General features: G+C 59.0%; 16 protein-coding genes and 1 riboswitch. Of the genes, 9 read left to right on the forward strand and 7 right to left on the reverse strand.

The features are described from left to right. A complete protein-coding gene (locus L1P08_RS14075) occupies window positions 1–1179 on the forward strand; it encodes a phosphoserine transaminase (protein WP_303617622.1) in 1179 nt (392 codons plus the stop codon). Window positions 1180–1267: 88 nt separating this feature from the next. Then, a complete protein-coding gene (serA, locus tag L1P08_RS14080; protein ID WP_303617623.1) occupies window positions 1268–2851 on the forward strand; it encodes a phosphoglycerate dehydrogenase in 1584 nt (527 codons plus the stop codon). Between the two features lie 70 nt (window positions 2852–2921). On the opposite strand, the gene L1P08_RS14085 is transcribed toward serA, so the two are convergent. From L1P08_RS14085 to L1P08_RS14095, 3 genes are read right to left on the reverse strand one after another with little or no spacing between them, the layout of a single operon-like run. Continuing rightward, window positions 2922–3143: a SlyX family protein gene (locus L1P08_RS14085; protein ID WP_303617624.1), complete on the reverse strand. Its 222-nt coding sequence runs from the start codon at window positions 3141–3143 to the stop codon at window positions 2922–2924. Between the two features lie 32 nt (window positions 3144–3175). After that, window positions 3176–3913: a sulfite exporter TauE/SafE family protein gene (locus L1P08_RS14090; RefSeq protein ID WP_303617625.1), complete on the reverse strand. Its 738-nt coding sequence runs from the start codon at window positions 3911–3913 to the stop codon at window positions 3176–3178. Beyond that, window positions 3913–4923 (reverse strand): DMT family transporter, encoded by a 1011-nt coding sequence (locus L1P08_RS14095; RefSeq protein ID WP_303617626.1) that lies wholly within the window; start codon window positions 4921–4923, stop codon window positions 3913–3915. Before L1P08_RS14095 ends, L1P08_RS14090 begins: the two co-directional genes overlap by 1 nt. A 116-nt stretch (window positions 4924–5039) precedes the next feature. On the opposite strand from L1P08_RS14095, the gene L1P08_RS14100 reads away from it, so the two are divergent. Next, window positions 5040–6332 (forward strand): adenylosuccinate synthase, encoded by a 1293-nt coding sequence (locus L1P08_RS14100; protein ID WP_303617627.1) that lies wholly within the window; start codon window positions 5040–5042, stop codon window positions 6330–6332. Window positions 6333–6378: 46 nt separating this feature from the next. After that, window positions 6379–8634, forward strand: a complete 2256-nt coding sequence (locus L1P08_RS14105; RefSeq protein WP_303617628.1) for a hypothetical protein — start codon at window positions 6379–6381, stop codon at window positions 8632–8634. Window positions 8635–8809: 175 nt separating this feature from the next. Here L1P08_RS14105 and L1P08_RS14110 read toward each other — a convergent pair whose 3' ends face one another. The 3 genes from L1P08_RS14110 to thiB form a co-directional block, all read right to left on the reverse strand. Further along, complete coding sequence (locus L1P08_RS14110) at window positions 8810–9454, reverse strand: thiamine ABC transporter ATP-binding protein (RefSeq protein WP_303617629.1); 645 nt, start codon at window positions 9452–9454, stop codon at window positions 8810–8812. After that, window positions 9441–11051 (reverse strand): ABC transporter permease family protein, encoded by a 1611-nt coding sequence (locus tag L1P08_RS14115; RefSeq protein WP_303617630.1) that lies wholly within the window; start codon window positions 11049–11051, stop codon window positions 9441–9443. The genes L1P08_RS14110 and L1P08_RS14115 overlap by 14 nt, the downstream gene beginning before the upstream one ends. A gap of 99 nt (window positions 11052–11150) precedes the next feature. Beyond that, complete coding sequence (gene thiB / locus L1P08_RS14120; RefSeq protein WP_303617631.1) at window positions 11151–12152, reverse strand: thiamine ABC transporter substrate binding subunit; 1002 nt, start codon at window positions 12150–12152, stop codon at window positions 11151–11153. Window positions 12153–12214: 62 nt separating this feature from the next. After that, window positions 12215–12313, reverse strand: a riboswitch (TPP riboswitch). A gap of 27 nt (window positions 12314–12340) precedes the next feature. Here thiB and L1P08_RS14125 point away from each other — a divergent pair. The 5 genes from L1P08_RS14125 to L1P08_RS14145 all read left to right on the forward strand — a co-directional run bounded on the left by L1P08_RS14125 (window position 12341) and on the right by L1P08_RS14145 (window position 16357). Next, window positions 12341–13060 (forward strand): thiamine diphosphokinase, encoded by a 720-nt coding sequence (locus L1P08_RS14125; RefSeq protein ID WP_303617632.1) that lies wholly within the window; start codon window positions 12341–12343, stop codon window positions 13058–13060. A 171-nt stretch (window positions 13061–13231) separates the two neighbouring features. Beyond that, window positions 13232–14137: a sulfurtransferase gene (locus L1P08_RS14130; protein WP_303617633.1), complete on the forward strand. Its 906-nt coding sequence runs from the start codon at window positions 13232–13234 to the stop codon at window positions 14135–14137. A gap of 101 nt (window positions 14138–14238) precedes the next feature. After that, the gene (locus L1P08_RS14135) at window positions 14239–15447 is read left to right on the forward strand and encodes a YeeE/YedE family protein (RefSeq protein WP_303617634.1); all 1209 of its coding nucleotides are present in this window, start codon (window positions 14239–14241) and stop codon (window positions 15445–15447) included. Further along, complete coding sequence (locus L1P08_RS14140; RefSeq protein ID WP_303617635.1) at window positions 15444–15776, forward strand: hypothetical protein; 333 nt, start codon at window positions 15444–15446, stop codon at window positions 15774–15776. The genes L1P08_RS14135 and L1P08_RS14140 overlap by 4 nt, the downstream gene beginning before the upstream one ends. Beyond that, on the forward strand, window positions 15773–16357 hold the full coding sequence (locus L1P08_RS14145) for a DUF6969 family protein (protein ID WP_303617636.1): 585 nt from the start codon (window positions 15773–15775) through the stop codon (window positions 16355–16357). Before L1P08_RS14140 ends, L1P08_RS14145 begins: the two co-directional genes overlap by 4 nt. Window positions 16358–16384: 27 nt before the next feature. Here L1P08_RS14145 and rpoH read toward each other — a convergent pair whose 3' ends face one another. Beyond that, window positions 16385–17275 carry an RNA polymerase sigma factor RpoH gene (gene rpoH / locus L1P08_RS14150; RefSeq protein WP_303617637.1) on the reverse strand — a complete coding sequence of 297 codons (891 nt, stop codon included), beginning with the start codon at window positions 17273–17275 and terminating at the stop codon, window positions 16385–16387. Window positions 17276–17433 lie beyond the last annotated feature (158 nt).

A 17433-nucleotide genomic window follows, 5' to 3' on the forward strand; every position in this document is an offset into this window, starting at 1 on the left:
ATGACAGATATGAAAGTGGCTGCGGCTGCTCTTCCGGACACCCGTCCGGCCAATCCCAATTTTTCTTCAGGTCCTTGCGCCAAGCGTCCCGGCTGGACGCCTGATGTGCTGGTAAATGCGCTTGTGGGCCGTTCCCACCGCGCCAAGCCAGCCAAGGCCCGTATTCAACGCGCCATTGAATTGACGCGTGAATTGCTTGAAGTGCCCGATGACTATCTCATCGGCATTGTCCCCGCTTCCGATACCGGTGCTGTGGAAATGGCGCTGTGGTCCATGCTTGGTGCCCGTGGCGTCGACATGCTGGCCTGGGAAAGCTTTGGTTCCGGCTGGGTGACCGATGTGGTCAAACAGCTCAAGCTCGACGATGTGCGCAAGCTTGAAGCCGGTTATGGCGCTTTGCCTGATCTCAGTGAAGTCGATTTCGCCCGCGACGTGGTGTTCACCTGGAACGGCACGACCTCCGGTGTGCGCGTGCCGAATGCGGACTGGATCCCGGCGGACCGCGAAGGGCTGACCATATGCGATGCCACTTCGGCGGTATTTGCGCAGGACCTCGATTTCAAAAAGCTCGATGTTGTGACCTTCTCCTGGCAAAAAGTGCTGGGCGGGGAAGCAGCCCACGGCATTCTCATCCTGTCGCCGCGTGCGGTTGAACGGCTCGAAACCTTCACACCGGACCGGCCCTTGCCGAAGATTTTCCGGCTGACCAAGGGTGGCAAGCTGATTGCCGACATCTTCTCCGGCGCGACCATCAACACTGTTTCGATGCTTTGCATTGAAGACGCGGTGGATGCGATGGAATGGGGTCTGAAAGTTGGTGGTCTTAAAGGGCTGCAGGCCCGGGCCGATGCCAATTTCAAGGCGATCAGCGACTGGGTGGCAAAAACCCCTTGGGTCGATTTCCTGGCCAAGAACCCGAACGAGCGTTCCAATACGTCGGTGTGTCTTGTCATTGCCGATCCGGTTGTCATGGCACTAGCCGATGATGAGCAGGCAGCTTTTGCCAAACGGATGGTTTCCCGGCTCGACAAGGAAGGCGTCGCTTACGACATCGGCGCTTATCGCGACGCGCCCTCTGGTTTGCGTATCTGGGCCGGTTCCACCGTCGAGACTTCGGATCTTGCGGCGCTAACCGCGTGGCTCGACTGGGCCTTCGCCTCGGAAAAGTCCGCGCTTTAAAACGCAATTTTGTGATGAGCGTCCTCGCCCCGGCCATTGCGCGGGGTGGGGACCAATCCCCCAAATTTTCAGAATTCAGGAGGCATGAATGCCCAAGGTTCTCGTATCAGACAAACTCAGCCCGACCGCCGTACAGATCTTCAAGGATAATGGCGTCGAGGTGGATTACCTTCCCGATCTCGGCAAGGACAAGGACAAGCTGATCGAAGTTATCGGTCAGTATGATGGTCTGGCGATTCGTTCGGCCACCAAGGTCACCGAAAAGGTGCTGGAAGCGGCGACCAATCTCAAGGTGATCGGCCGTGCCGGTATTGGTGTCGACAATGTCGATATTCCGGCGGCAACGGCGCGTGGCGTGATCGTTATGAACACCCCGTTCGGCAATTCCATTACCACTGCCGAGCATGCGATTTCGCTGATGCTGGCGCTGGCCCGGCAAATTCCGGAAGCCGATGCCTCGACCCGTGCCTCGAAATGGGAAAAATCGCGCTTCATGGGCGTTGAAGTGACCAACAAGACTTTGGGTCTGATCGGTTGCGGCAATATCGGCTCCATCGTTGCCGACCGCGCCCAGGGCCTTCGGATGAAGGTTATTGCTTTTGATCCGTTCCTGACGCCGGAGCGGGCGCTGGATCTCGGGGTGGAAAAGGTTGAACTCGACGAATTGCTGGCCCGGGCTGATTTCATCACCCTGCACACGCCGCTGATCGATGCGACCCGCAATATTCTTGATGCCAAGGCTTTGGCCAAGACCAAGAAGGGCGTGCGTATTGTCAATTGCGCCCGTGGCGGACTGGTTGATGAAGCGGCCCTCAAGGATGCTCTGGAAAGCGGCCAGGTTGCCGGGGCGGCGCTTGACGTGTTCATGGAAGAACCGGCCAAGGACAATCCGCTGTTTGATGTCCCCAATGTGATCTGCACACCGCATCTTGGTGCCTCGACAACTGAGGCGCAGGAAAATGTGGCTTTGCAGGTGGCCGAGCAGATCTCCGCTTATTTGATGACCGGCGAGATCACCAATGCGCTCAACTTCCCCTCGATTTCGGCCGAAGAAGCCCCGAAGCTGACCCCGTTCGTCAAACTGGCCGAAATGCTCGGCTCGTTTGCGGGGCAGCTCACCGAGACTGCAATCAATGGTATTCGCATTGAATATGAGGGCGAGGTTGCCGACCTCAATACCAAGCCGATGACAGCGGCGGCCATTACCGGTGTGCTGAAGCCGCTCCTCGGTGACGTGAATATGGTTTCTGCGCCGGTTCTGGCCAAGGACCGTGGTATTCAGGTTGAGACGGTCAATCGTGAACAGCAGGGTGCCTATGAGAACTACATCCGGCTGACTGTGATGACCGAGCGGCAGGAGCGCAGTGTGGCCGGTACCGTATTCGCAGGTGGCAAGCCGCGGATCATTCAGGTCAAGGGGATTAACCTGGAAGCCGAGGTGACCCAGCACATGCTCTACATCACCAACGAAGACAAGCCCGGCTTTATCGGTCGGTTGGGGACTTTGTTGGGTGAGCTGAAGGCAAATATCGCCAATTTCAACCTTGGCCGTCTCGATCAGGGGAGCGATGCGATTGCCTTGATCTCCATCGATAGTGAATTGAGTGATGGTGAGTTGAAGCAGGTTGCCGGGCTGGAAGGCGTCAAGCAGGTCAAAGGCCTGACCTTCTAAGCGTTGAATGCATCACAAATTTTGAAAAAGGCCCCCTTTGTGGGGCCTTTTTTTATGAGGTGCGTATCGATCAGTAATGCGGCGGGGGCGGTTCCTTTTGCCCAGCCTGATCTACATTGCTCTCAACTTCACGCACCTGATCGGTCAGTCGGGCCAATTCACGCTTCAGGCTATCAATCAGCTTCCACTGGTCTGTAATCGTGGAATTCAGTTCCTCAATCGTGTGTTCCTGAAATGCCTGGCGCATTTCCAGCTTCTCAAGGCGTTCCAGCATTGCTTTGGTGTCGGTCATCACAAGATCTTTCTTCAGGCGGTATTTTGGCGCTAGAACAGGCTGCGGCGCAACAAGTTAAGCCCCATCACAAGGAATACAATCAGCACGACTGTGCGAAAGCGCTCGGTGTTGAGCTTGCGGCGCAATAACTCACCAAACGTGAATCCTAGAAGACTGGGTATTATCAGGAGTGCCGAGAGCTTTGTGGTTTCGGTGTCCAGAAGACCATTGAAGAAATAGCCCACGAGAAGTGGCAGGCTGCCGGCAAGAAACAGCACGCCTGAAGCACGGACGAACTCATCCTTATCAAGTCGTCGGGCCAGAAAGTATATCACCATCGGGGGAGCCCAAATGGCTGTCAGTCCGCCAAAAATACCGGAGAAGGTGCCGCCTATGATTTGACCGATTCGATCGTATTTTTCTGGAAGGAAAGGGGGCGTGAAGGCAAGGCTGGTCAGTGCGAATAGGACTATGATGAACCCCAGGGCCGTTGCGATGAGTTCGGTGGGGACACGTGTGGCGACGAGCGATGTTCCCAGAAGAACGACAGCCAGACAGAGGGCGAAGCGCCAATAGCGTTTGATGGCCGCAATCACGTCACCGGAGCGAAATACCTGCCATGCGTTGCTGGCCACGATCGGCAACACGGAAATGGTAACGGCAAACCGGGGATCGGTGAATTGCGAAAGAATGCCGATAGCCGTGATCGGCAGCCCCATGCCCACGGTGCCTTTTACTGTTCCGGCCAGCAGGAATGTACCAAGGGCCAAAAGCAGGAACATATCCATCAGCGGGGCCGTCGCAACACGGCGTATTCTGCCAGTACGATTCCGGCAATAACAAGTATGGAAGCGATGACGTGGTAGGCCTCGAAGCTTTCACCAATGATAATAACAGACAGAATTGTGCCAAAAACCGGCAAGAGGTTGATGAAGATGGAAGCGCGGTTGGGGCCAACAAGCTCAACGCCGCGTGCATAACAGAGCTGGGCGACGATTGAGGGGAAGATCATCACATAGAGTATGCAGCCCCAGCCCCGAAGCGTCGTTTGCGGGATTTCCTGGACCAGATTTTCAAATCCTCCCCCAATCAGCAGAACAAAAACCAATGATGCAAGAAGGGCGGCGGCCGCAGTCACCAGAATGAAGCTGAGCCAGTGGATATCCGGGCGATATTTCAACATAAGCGAATAGGCGGCATAGAGCAGGCACGCCAAAAGCACCATGCCGTCTCCGATATTCACATCCAGGGCCAGAATGCGCAGTGGTTCGCCGCGGGTGGCAACCCATACGACGCCGATAATGGTGAGGACCAGGCCGGCAATCTGCAGCGCCTTTGCGCGAACACGGAAAATCAGGAAATTGGCCAGCAAGACGACGACGGGAATCGCTGCTTGTTCAATTGATGCATTGACCGCTGCCGTAAAGTAGGCGGAGTTGTACATCAGAATATTGAAGGTCGCGAAGCCGAGAACGCCGTATAGCGAAAGCATGGGCAGGGCCGGCCGGATTTTAGGCCAGTCGCGCCGCAGATGTGGCACACCGATTGTAAGGACAATCAATGTTGCGCCAAGCCAGCGGCCTACCAGCAGGAGATATGGGTCAACGTGACCGACTGCCAGTTTTCCGGCGACAATATTAGCACCCCAGAACAGGGGAGCGAATACCAACAAAAGGTACGGATGTGAGATAAGCGATGCGGGATTTTCGCTATCAGGCAGGTTGATTGGTGGAATCTTTGTCATTCTTGCACTTGTGCTGTATGGGTTCGTGGACTTATCAGCAATTTGCCCCAGCACAAACCGCTATCAGTGGGATGTGTCAGTTGGGCAATATATATCGGGTTCTGTCTACACCTTGTTTGCCTGGCTTTGGGGGCCAGGGTGCAGGGGTGTGTGTCATTGGGGTTATTTGAATGGCGAATGTGGTTGTTGTCGGCTCGCAGTGGGGCGATGAAGGCAAAGGTAAAATTGTCGACTGGCTGAGTGAACGCGCCGATGTGGTGGTGCGCTATCAGGGTGGGCACAATGCCGGCCATACGCTGGTTATCGACGGGGTGAGTTACAAGCTGGCGCTGCTGCCATCCGGGCTTGTGCGTGGGGGCAAATTGTCTGTGATCGGTAATGGCGTGGTGGTTGATCCCCACCATTTCGTGGCCGAAGTCGACAAATTGCGGGGTCAAGGCGTGGAAATTACCCCTGAGAATTTGCGCATTGCGGAAAATGCGCCACTTATTCTCAGCCTGCACCGTGAACTGGATGCCATTCGCGAAGGGTCAAATACGGGTTTGCGAATCGGTACGACCAAGCGGGGTATCGGGCCAGCCTATGAAGACAAGGTTGGCCGTCGGGCCATTCGTGTTGTGGATCTGGCCGACACAGATACACTGATGCCGAAGATCGAGCGTCTTTTGAGCCATCACAATGCGCTGCGGCGTGGCATGGGACTGGAAGAAATCAGTGCCGATGCCATGTTTGAGGAACTGACTTCGGTTGCCGCCGACATTTTGCCGTTTGTGGACCAGGTCTGGCGTCTGCTGGATGAAAAACGCCGTGCCGGTGCGCGTATTCTTTTCGAGGGCGCACAGGGCGCGCTACTGGACAATGATCACGGAACCTATCCTTTTGTGACCTCGTCAAACACTGTTGCGGGGCAGGCTGCTGCTGGTTCCGGTATGGGGCCGGGAGCTGTTGATTATGTCCTGGGTATTACCAAAGCCTATACGACGCGGGTTGGCGAAGGGCCGTTTCCCACCGAACTTGATGATGAGATTGGTGAATATCTTGGCGTCACCGGCAAAGAGTGGGGCGTGAACACCGGGCGCAAGCGCCGTTGCGGCTGGTTTGACGCTGTGATCGTGCGGCAGACAGTCAAAACATCGGGTATTAACGGCATCGCGCTGACCAAGCTTGATGTGCTTGACGGTCTTAAAGAAATTAAAATTTGTGTCGGTTATGAGCTAGATGGTCAAAAAATTGACTATTTGCCTGCTTCTATGGGAGCACAAGCTGGTGTCAAGCCGATCTATGAGACACTCGAGGGGTGGAGCGAGACAACTGCCGGCGCGCGGAGTTGGGCAGAATTGCCCGCTCAAGCGGTCAAATATGTCCGCTATATCGAGGAACTCATAGGTGCGCCGGTCGCCATGCTTTCCACAAGTCCTGAGCGGTTGGATACCATACTGGTGCACGACCCGTTCCAAGATTGAGTTTTTTTGCTAAAAGAGCTCAAGAAAAGTGAGTATTGAGTAACGAATGGCGGATTACCGAGAGCTGCTGCGCAGGGCGGTGGAAGCCCTGCCAGAAAATAATGGCGCATCGCGTCGGCAGGTCTATGAGAAAGCGCGCTCGGCGTTGGTGGCACAGTTGCGTGCTATCAACCCCCCTTTGCCTGCGCGCGAAATTACTCAACACCGCCTGCAACTTGAGGATTGTATCCGCCAGGTTGAGCAGGGCGCGACAGACGCGTTGCTCGGGGGCCTAAAGCAGCTCGATGAGGCTGAGCCGGATGTGGTGGCTGATGATGTTGCGACGGCGGAAGCGACCGACGCAGCAGAAATTGCCGCGCAGAATGAGAGCCGCACTGAAGAAACTGATTCTGTTGAAACGGTAATGGCAGAAGAGCTTGTTGCCGAGCCCGAGGCGCAGGTGGATGAAACTCCTGAGCCTGAGCCTGAGCCTGAGCCTGAGCCTGAGCCTGAGCCTGAGCCTGAGCCTGAGCCTGAGCCTGAGCCTGAGCCTGAGCCTGAATCTAGTGGCGAAGCCGAAATTGCTGTAGCGCCTGGTGATGTGGAGGCGGTACCTGCGTCGCATGACAGCGCCTTTGTGGCCTCGGTTGAACCGGTCGCTGAACCGGTTGATGCGAATGACGCCTTGGCTGCGGCGCTTGATGGTGAAGCTGTTGCGGATTCTGATTATTCGGTAAGCCCTGATGCGGGCTTGGCTGAAACCGAGGCGGCTGGCGATGATGCCGCCGAAGACCATGACAGTGTGGCGGCCCTTGCGGCGGCTCTAAAAGCGCATGGGAATGAGGTAAGTACGCCAGTGGCTGCTGAGGAACCTCGCGTTTCGGTTACCGATGAGCAATCGGTGCAGATGGATGCATCCGGGTCGATCAGTCAGTTGATCGAGGAAGCCGGCATTACGCCGACACGCCGGTTTGAAAGCAAGCCCGGGTCGATTGATATGCTGATCGCCCAGGCGCAGGCAGCTGCGGCCCAGGCGGCAATCCCGACCCGCTGGAAGAATGACAGCCCTGTAGCCGTTTTGGATGACGACGCGGATTCTGTGGCGGCGATGTCGAGTGTACGCGAAGTCGAGGTTGAAGCACCATCCGAGGATGGCGATGGCGACCCGCAGGGCACGATCGACAGGGCCATAGAGGCGCTGGACCGTGAAGCGCGCGGTGAGAAATCGCCTGAGGCAGACACTGCGGACGCGGCGGCGTCTTCGTTGAGCGGGCAAGCCGGCGGGGGGCAGGATAGTGCCGATGCCGAGGAACGCCCCCGCGGCAGCAATGCTGTAACCATTTTCCTTTTGCTTTTGGTTCTGCTGTTGGCAGGGGTCGGTGGCGCGGGCTACTGGGCCTGGCGCGAAGGCTATGTCGATCTCGACGCCATGTTTGGTCAGAGCGATGTAGCAGTGGCCGATGTGACAACCGACACCGAAACGCCTGAGGTCGCTGAAACGAACGGACCTGGCAATACGGTTGCGACGCCGGATGCTGTGCCGGAAGCCTCACAGGAGTTGGGCAAGAGCGAGGAACGGCTGACCTCGGCCGAGAGTTTGACCCCGGAGACACCTCCGGCCGAGCCGGCCCCGGTGATTGCTTCCTCGACACCGGATGACAACAAAATTGAAGAGCGGTTGCCAGCTGCAGACGCACCGCAGCCGGTGGACGAGCCGAGCGATGCCGCGCAAGACACTGCGCCAGCGGTGGCTGAGGTGGCGCCAATCGGTGGGCAATCCTTGTTGCTTGAGGCTTCATCGCAAGGGACAACAGGTGCTGTGCCGTTCTCGGGGACGGTGGACTGGACCCGGGGTGTGGACGAAGTTGGTCAGCCAACGCTTGTGGCGACGGCGAATATTCCGGCGCGTAATCTGAGCCTTAACCTGTTGATCCGGCGGAATAGCGATCCCACCTTGCCGGCGAGCCATTTGATGGAAGTTGATTTTACGGTCAATGAGAGCTTTCTGGGTGGCGGTATTGCCGGGTTGCCGGGCGTTTTGCTGAAGAACGAAGAACTGGTGAAGGGCGTGCCTCTGGTTGGTGCTTCGGCCCGGGTTGTGGGCAATTCCTTCCTGTTTGCGCTGAGTGCGGCGGATCAGGATGTGGCGACGAATACCAATTTGTTGAAGTCGCGCAAGTGGATCGATCTGGCACTGGTTTATCTCACCGGGACACGGGCGATTATCACGCTTGAGAAAGATGCTGATGCGCAGGTGATGTTTGATGAGGTGCTGGCAGCATGGGCTGCCGAGGCGGATACAGGCAGCGCGACCACCGAATAACCTCCCCCGGTTTTTATCGCGGGTGTGGAATTGTGAAAAATCCGGGTGCAGATGCATCCGGGTTTTTTCGTATCCGCCGGGTTGGTTTTTTTGGCTTTTGCAAACGCAACAAGGGGTTGGGGCTGTTTTGTTGGGCTTATCTAAGCCTTTATTCAGCCATTCACAGCCCCCGGTTTCAGCCCAGTGTCAGGGGTGAAAGTGTGCCTTCGTTAAGGGCGAAATGGGTGCTGGCGAGGGTTTTGACGTCGGTTTCGTCATGACTGACGATGATGACATGCCATTGGCGGGCTTTGGTGAGATCGCGCACCAGCTGGCGCATGGCGATCGCGGTTTCCGGGTCGAGGCCGGAAAAGGGTTCATCGAGCAAGAGGATTGGCCGGTCGCGCAACAGAGTGCGGGCGAGGGCGACGCGCTGTTTTTGGCCGCCGGAGAGATTGGCGGCGCGGCGGGGGCCGAGGCCTTCAAGACCGACATCGGCAAGGGCTGAGGTGATGCGGGTCTCGCGCTCGCTTTTGGGCAGGGCCTTGGGCAGGCCGAGGGCGAGATTGGCAGCGACGCTTAAATGATCAAACAGATTGTCGGCCTGAAAGAGGATTGAGACCGGACGCTGTTCGGGCGGCAGGGCGGTGATGTCTGTGTCATCAATCAGGACGCTGCCGCCGGTTGGGCGAAGGAACCCGGCGATCAGATCGAGCAGGGTTGATTTGCCCGAGCCGCTGGCACCGGTCACGGCGGCAATTTCGCCGGGGGCGACGCTCAGATCGAACAGATAGGGCGCGTAACCGGGATAGGTGAAGCCGAGTTGATCAATCCTGAGCATTGGACAATTTCCCAAACAGGGCGGGGAGCGCCCAGAAAGCGATGAGGCTGATGAGCAGCAAAAGCGCGGCGATGGAGGCGGCGTCATTGGTGCGATAGGCGCCCATGGCGCGCACCATCAGCCATGGCAGGGTGGCAAAATCCTCGGTGCCGAACATTGAGATGACGCCGAGATCGCCGAGCGAGAAACAAAACCCGAGGGCGAAAACAAGGCCAATTTCGCGCCCGAGCAGGGGCCATTCGACCAAACGCCAGCGGGCAAGGCCGGAAAGCCCCAGAGAGCGCCCGAGACGGCGATAACGGCGCTGGATGGTGTCGAGGGTCGGGCCGAGGGTTGAAAGGGCAAAGGGCAGGGTTAAAAGCGCATTGGCGATGATGAGCACGACGGGCGCGGCGGCATGCATGGGCAGGCCGGTATTGCGGATGGCGAGGAAGAACCCCAGCGACATGACCACGGCGGGCACTACCAGATAGGCATAGGCGGGCAGGCTGATGAGGGTGCGGGTGAGGCGGTTTGCGCTTTCGCTGCGGGCCATGCACAGCACAATGGTCAGGCCAAGAGCGAGGCTGGCGCTGGCAATGCCGACAATGAGCGAGGTGAGGGCTGCGGACCAGAAACTGGCGCGGGTGATGGCGGCCATAAGGCCCGGGCCCAGACCGTTAACGAGAACGGCGATGAGCGGCAGGGCGAAGCCGAACAGGCCGAGCGCAATGATGATGATCTGGCAGGATTTCATCCAGCGGCCACTGGACCATTCATGCCCGCCCGAATTGCCGGCGCTGGTGAGGCTGGGGGCAAAGGAAATGGCGGGCAGGATGATGGCGGCGCAAATGACCAGTTGCACGAGCGCCAGTTGCACCGCGCCATTGAGATCGAAATTGAGGCGGACGGCTGAATAGATGGCGACTTCCATGGTCTGATTGGCCGGGCCGCCGCCGAGCAGGAGGACAATGGGAAAACTGGTGAAGGCCAGAAGAAAGATGATGGCGCTGAGACCGGGCAAGGCGCTGGACATGATGGGCCAGTCGAGCACTTTAAAGCGCTGCCAGGGGGAGAGATTGAGGCTTTGGCCGGTCTTGAGCGGGATTTTGGGAATGGCATCGAGCCGGGCCAGAAGAATGCGGGCGGCAAAGGTGCCATCGAGAATGACATGGGCGGCGAGAATGCCTTGTAGGCCAAAAATGGAACTGCCCAGATCGAACCCGAGCGGGACGAGCAATGCATTGATCCAGCCGGCGCGGCCCCAGACCTGCAAAAGCCCGAGGGCAACGACAACGCCGGGGGTGACAATGGCGGCGGCGAACAGGCCGATGACGAAGGCGCGACCGGGAAAGCGCAAGCGATTGAGCGCCCAGGCGAGGGCAATGCCGACAATAAGCGAGAGAATGGTGGTGAGGCCCGCCTGAAGGGCTGTCATGCGCACCAGATGGGCCATATCGACCGGCACGCTGGGCGAGCCGGTGACGGCGGTGTGCTGGATGTTCCAGAAAATGGTCAGCGTCAGCCCGACAATCAGCATGGCGACCAGGGCACCTGCGGCCTTGCGGATGGTGCCTGAGGGCCAGGTCCGTGCCGATGTGCTGTTATGCGCAGCCATTATCCACCGATCATATTGAGGGGGTGCCGCCCCATGACGCGTTACGGCGTGAGAAGAGCAGGGTCGGCCCCTCCCGGCAAGGGGAGAGGCCAATGGGTTTTACTGGATCGCCTCGAACATTTCGGCAATCCACTCATTGGATTTTTCGTCGACCAGTTTGTCGTCGAGCAGGAGAACCGGCTCCGGCTTGATCAGCGTGTCAAAGGCTGCGGGCAGGCCATCGGGCAGATCGGCAATCGGGTAAACCCAATTGGTGGTGGGGATGATGCCTTGTGCCTCGGGCGTGATCAGGTAGGCGAGAAAATCGCGGGCGAGGTCCTGATTTTCCGATGATTTGAGAATGCCGGCCACTTCGACCTGAAGGTAATAGCCCTCGGAGAAGGGGGCGGCGAGATAGCGGTCATCCTCTTCGGCGATCATATGATAGGCCGGGGAGGTGGTGTAGCTCAAAGCCATGTCGGCCTCGCCGGACAAAAGCAGCGCATAGGCATCTGACCAAGATTTGGCGACGGTGAGGATATGCGGGGCCAGACCTTCCCAGATTTCTGCCGCGCGGTCGCCATAGGCGGCCTTGATCCACAGCACCAGGCCGAGACAGGGGGTGGAGGAACGCGGGTCCTGCAGCGCGATTTTCAAATCCGCGTCGGCGGCGATCAGCTCTTCAAAAGAGGTGGGGGGATTGGGCAGGGTTTCCTTGTTATAGACAAAGGCGAAATAGGCATAATCGAAGGGCACGAAATCTGCCGCCTGCCAGTCGCCGGGGACGTTGAGGGCGCTGGTATCGACCCCATGATCGGCAAAGAGGCCGGTCTGGCGCGCTTCCTCGGCGATGGAGGTGTCGAGGCCAAGAATGATATCGGCCTTGGTGCTGTCGCCTTCAAGCTGGGCGCGGCGCAGGGCACCGATGGAACTATCGACACCAACGAAATTGACCGTGCAGCCGCAAGTGGCTTCGAAGCCGGATTTCAGGCCGGGGGCCGGGCCCCATTCGGCGGCAAAATCATCATAGGTGTAGATGGTGAGGGTTGGGCTTTGGGCAAAAGCGGGCAGGGCCAGAAGGCCAATAAAAGCCGCGAGCGCCAAGCGGATGGGTGACGACATGGTCGTTTCCTTTTTGCTTGGGCATGCAATGAAGGTGTCCGGTGGCGCGGGGCACGCAATGTGACCCTTGCCATCTCGATCTTCCTCCGCCAGCATGACCTGGTTCAGGTTCAATGGGTAATTCTCAGTTCCGGTTTTCCGAAACACCCCAGCGAGACAAATCGAAACGTAGTGAGAGTAATTGCCAAGTGCAAGAGGCCATTGACCCATCCAGCCGCCCGGCTGACTTAAGCTTTGAGACGACGCTGGTGATTGTTGGTGGCGGTGCCGTGGATATTGCGCTGTTGCAGCGGTTACACGCCGCCGGCGCGGCAGTGGTGGCGGCTGATGGCGGCGCTGAGACCTGTTTGCGGGGCGGGATTATGCCGCAGGCGATTATCGGGGACATGGACTCGCTTGGCGACATTGCGGGGTGGGCCAAAAAGACCCACATTATTGAAATCGCCGAGCAGGAAAGCACCGATTTTGAAAAATGCCTGCAAGCGACGGCAGCGCCGGTGACGCTGGCGCTGGGGATGACCGGCAAACGGCTTGACCATACCCTTGCGGCGCTGGATGCCCTGGCGCGGCATGCGGCGGACCGCTGGGTCATCATGGTGGATGAGGAAGATATTGCGCTGGCGGTGTGTGGCGGGTTTGCGTTTGAGGTTGTGCCCGGTACGCGGGTTTCGGTGCATCCCTTGCAACAAGTGCGTTTTGCCGGATCCACCGGCTTGCAATATCCGCTCGATGGACTGGTGCTGGCACCGGGGGTGCGCACGGGCACATCGAACATGGCGGAGACCGGGCCGTTTTCGATTGAGACAGAGCCGGGAGAAACCGGGGCCTGGCTGTTGATTGTGGGGCGGGAACATCTCGACCCGTTGGTCGACCGGCTCAAGGGACTGGCAATGGATGTAACCGGTTAGGGCATATCCGGTTTGGATGGCTTGCGGGGCTGCGCACAATTCCGTTCTACGATGTTTGATGGGGGAGGCAATGTTTTCTCTAATATGTCGGCAAATTGAGCGGGCATGCCTCGCGCTTTGAGCGCCGAAGACTAGAATGGCGGCAGTTTTTGAACATGGAGTTTTACGCAAATGCGCAACGCGATTTTTGCATTCGCTTTGGCCGCCGGCCTGACCGGCGCCGCCACTGCCCAGGCGACGGAAGTGACCCCCCTGGTTGACGCGCAATGGGTGATTGAACATGGCGCTGACGACAATGTGGTGCTGATCGATATCCGTGGTGATATCGAGAATACCGATCTGGGTGATGCGCCCTATATCGCCCATGCGGTTGTGGCCCCTTATTCGACTGCCGGCTGGCGCACCGAAATTCAGGGTGTGCCCGGCATGCTGCCGGAAATTGATGATGTGGTTGAGCTGATCTCCAGCCTTGGCGTGGATGACAGCAGCCATGTTGTGATTGTGCCCTGGGGCACTGATTCCTCCGATTTTGGCGGCGCGACCCGGGTTTACTGGACCTTTAAATATCTCGGCCATGACGCTGTTTCGATTCTCGATGGCGGCTGGCGGCAGTATGATGCGGCTGGCGGTGAGCGGGTTGCAGCCCCGGTTGAGCCGGTGAAGGCGACGTTTACGGCTGATGTGCAGCCGCAATTGCTGGCCACCACCGAACAGGTGGAAGCAGCACGTGCGCGCGGTGTGAAGCTGATTGATGGACGTCCGGCGGCACAATATCGCGGTGAAGCCAAGAGCCCTGTGGCGCGCGTTGCCGGCACTATTCCGGGTGCGCTGAACATTCAGAATGGCGATCTCTACAGCGCCGATTACGCATCGTTTGCTGATCCTGAAGTTGTGGCGAGCCTTGCTGAAGGTGTTGGCCTTGGTGCGGATGAAGAGAATATCGCGTTCTGCAATACCGGCCATTGGGCATCGGTTGTGTGGTTTGGCCTGAGCGAAATCCAGGGCAACAAGAACACCTCGATGTATGATGGGTCGATGGCGGAATGGACGGCTGACGAAAGCCGCCCTGTCGAATAAACCGGGACATCGCCGGTTTGAGAATTGATTTGTGGGCTGTCCCGGTTTGTTATCGCCGGGGCAGCTTTTTGCCCGCAGAAATTTGATCTGGATTTTGAAAAATGACCGATACGGCAATGTCCTCTTCGCCCGCTGTGCCGCGCATTGTGATTGACCGTGCCCCGATGACGGTGGCCGGCTTTGTGCTGGTGCTGGGCTTTGTGGCGATTACGGCGCTGGTGGATTTGCGGCAGGCAGCCCTGCTGCTGGTGGGCGCGCTTTTGGGGCTGACGCTTTATCACGGGGCTTTCGGGTTTACCGGCGGCTGGCGCAATATGGTGGTCAACAAGCGCGGGCGCGGCATGCGCGCGCAAATGCTGATGATCGGGGTCGCGACAATTGCGATGATGCCGCTATTGGCGGCTGGCAGCCTTGGCGGGCAGGCGCTGGTGGGGGCTTTGGCGCCTGTCGGGGTTTCGGTGCTGGTCGGGGCGGCGCTGTTCGGGCTGGGGATGCAGCTTGGGGGCGGGTGCGGCTCGGGCACGCTGTTTACGGTGGGCGGCGGGTCGTCGCGCATGCTGGTGACGCTGGTGTTTTTCATTGTCGGCGCGTTGATCGGGACGGCGCATTTGCCCTGGTGGCTGTTGCAGCCCTCGCTGCCCGCGATTGATATTGGCCGGGAGCTGGGCGTTGGCGCGGGGATTGGCGTGACGATTATCGCGCTGGCGCTGGTGGCGCTGGTGACGGCGCTGATCGAGAAAAAGGCGCATGGTACGCTGGAGCGCGAGCCGGTGCCCACGGGCTGGAGCTGGATCTGGCAGGGGCGCTGGCCGCTGATCGGGGCCGGGCTGATGCTGGCGGTGCTGAATGTGGCAACGCTGCTGCTGGCGGGGCATCCCTGGTCTGTGACCTTCGGGTTCGGGCTTTGGGGCGCAAAGATTGCCGAGGCTGTGGGCGTCAATGTGGCGAGCTGGGAATTCTGGACCTGGGCGGGGCCGAAGGCGGCGCTGGAGACCAGTGTTCTGGCGGACAATACCTCGGTTCTGAATTTCGGCGTGATCCTTGGGGCCGCGCTGGCGGCGGCGCTGGCGGGGAAATTTGCCCCGAAGGTGAAGGTGCCGCTGGCCTCGTTCGCTGCGGCGGCGATTGGTGGTGTGTTGATGGGCTATGGCGCGCGGTTGTCGTTTGGCTGCAATATCGGGGCGCTGTTTTCGGGCATTGCCTCGGGCAGCCTGCATGGCTGGCTGTGGTTTGCGGCCGCGTTTGTGGGATCGCTGGGCGGGGTCTGGGCCCGGCCCCTGTTTGGACTGGACGGGTTTAAAAGCAAATGAGTACGGGGCGGAATACATTATTGTTCGGGGCGGCTTTGGCAGCGACTGCCGCGGCGGTTGCGGTTGATACCTATCAGAACCCGGTGCCGCCTGCGGTGGCTGTGGCCGGGCCTGCGGTTTCCGGCGCGGCACCCTGTGCTGCCGGGGCTGCGCCTTGTGCTGCCGGGGCTGTGACCGCGGCGCCTTGTGCCGCTGGTGCGCCGGCGGCCAAGAAGGCGGCACCCGCCGCGCCCCTCGCCAAGCCCGCGAAAAAGGCACCACCGCCGCCGCCTGCGGTGAAGGTGGAAAAGAAAGCGCCACCCCCGCCACCCCTGCCGAAGCCGGAATGAGTGGCTTGACGCCAGACAAGGACCGCGCCCGCGCCGAGATCGCCTTTTGCGAGACGGTGCTGGCCAAGGGCGGGCTGAATGTGCTGGCGGAAACGCTGAGGGATGCGGCCGATGTGACGATCTGGACGCATTATCCGCAAGGGGATGTGTTTGACGCGCAAAGCGGGGCGCAGTGGTATTATCATTGCCATGAGGCGGATGAAGATGTGCCCGAGCACGGGCATTTTCACTGCTTTATCCGGCCTCAGGGCGCGGACGGGCCGGTGCATCATCTGATCGCGATCGGGGTGGATGCGCATGGGCGGCCGCTGAGGCTTTTTACGGTCAACCAGTGGGTTGTGGGCGATGACTGGCTGGGGGCTGAGGCGACGATTGCGCTTTTGCCGAAATTTGACGTGCAGATGCCGCGCCCGTCCTATCTGGTCAATCGCTGGCTGACGGGCATGATTGCGCTTTATGAGGATGAGATCGCGGGGCTTATCCGTGACCGGGATGCGGTGCTGGAAACCCATGTCCCGCCCGCCGGGGTGGCGGTGCGGGCGGATGAGGGGCTGGAAGTGACCTCGGAACTCAAGGTCTAGAACCTGTCCGCTTAGTCTGGAAACGCTTTAAGCGTCTTCCTGCTCCTGGGCCTGTTCGGCGGCGGCCTGTTTTACGGCGTCCTGGACTTTTTCGAAGGCCCGGACCTCGATCTGGCGGATACGTTCGCGCGAGACGTTGTATTCCTGGGCCAGTTCTTCAAGCGTTGAGGGGCTTTCCTGCAGACGGCGGGCCTTGAAAATGGCCTGCTCGCGCTCGTTGAGCACGTGCATGGCATTGTTCAACAGACCCATGCGCTCGTCATATTCCTCGGAATTGCCCAGCATGGTTTCCTGGTCGGGCGTCTCGTCGATCAGCCAGTCCTGCCATTGGCTGGTGCCCTCGTCGGCGCGCATGGGCGCGTTGAGCGAGGCATCGCCGGAGAGGCGGGAATTCATCGAGATGACTTCGTCTTCGGTGACGTGCAGGCGATCGGCGATCTGTTTGACGTGTTCGGGATGCAGCGTGCCATCGTCGAGCGCGGCGATCTGGCCCTTCACCTTGCGCAGGTTGAAGAACAGGCGCTTTTGCGCGGCGGTGGTGCCGATCTTGACCAGCGACCATGAGCGCAACACATATTCTTGAATGGCGGCGCGAATCCACCACATGGCATAGGTTGCCAGACGGAAGCCCTTGTCGGGCTCGAAGCGCTTGACCGCGTGCATCAAGCCCACATTGCCCTCGGAGATTACCTCGGAAATCGGCAGGCCGTAGCCGCGATAACCCATGGCGATCTTGGCGACAAGGCGCAGATGCGAGGTGATGAGTTTTTGGGCTGCGTCGGGATCCTCGCGCTCTTTATAGCGCTTGGCGAGCATGAATTCTTCATCCGGTTCCAGCATCGGGAACTTGCGGATTTCCTGAAGGTAGCGGTTAAGACCGCCTTCGGCACTCAGTACCGGTAAATTTGTTTGGGCCATAAAAGTTCCCCCTTTTCGTCCCCTAGACATAAGGCAGACATGCAAAGCTCATGCCCGGAAAGGCGCATGGGCCAGCGATAAACAGAATATAGGTCTGTTGAAGTGAATTACACCCCCTCAGACGATATCGTGTTTCTTTTATCGGTAAATTACGATGA

Source organism: Mariluticola halotolerans (assembly GCF_021611515.1).
GTDB lineage: Bacteria > Pseudomonadota > Alphaproteobacteria > Rhizobiales > Devosiaceae > Mariluticola > Mariluticola halotolerans.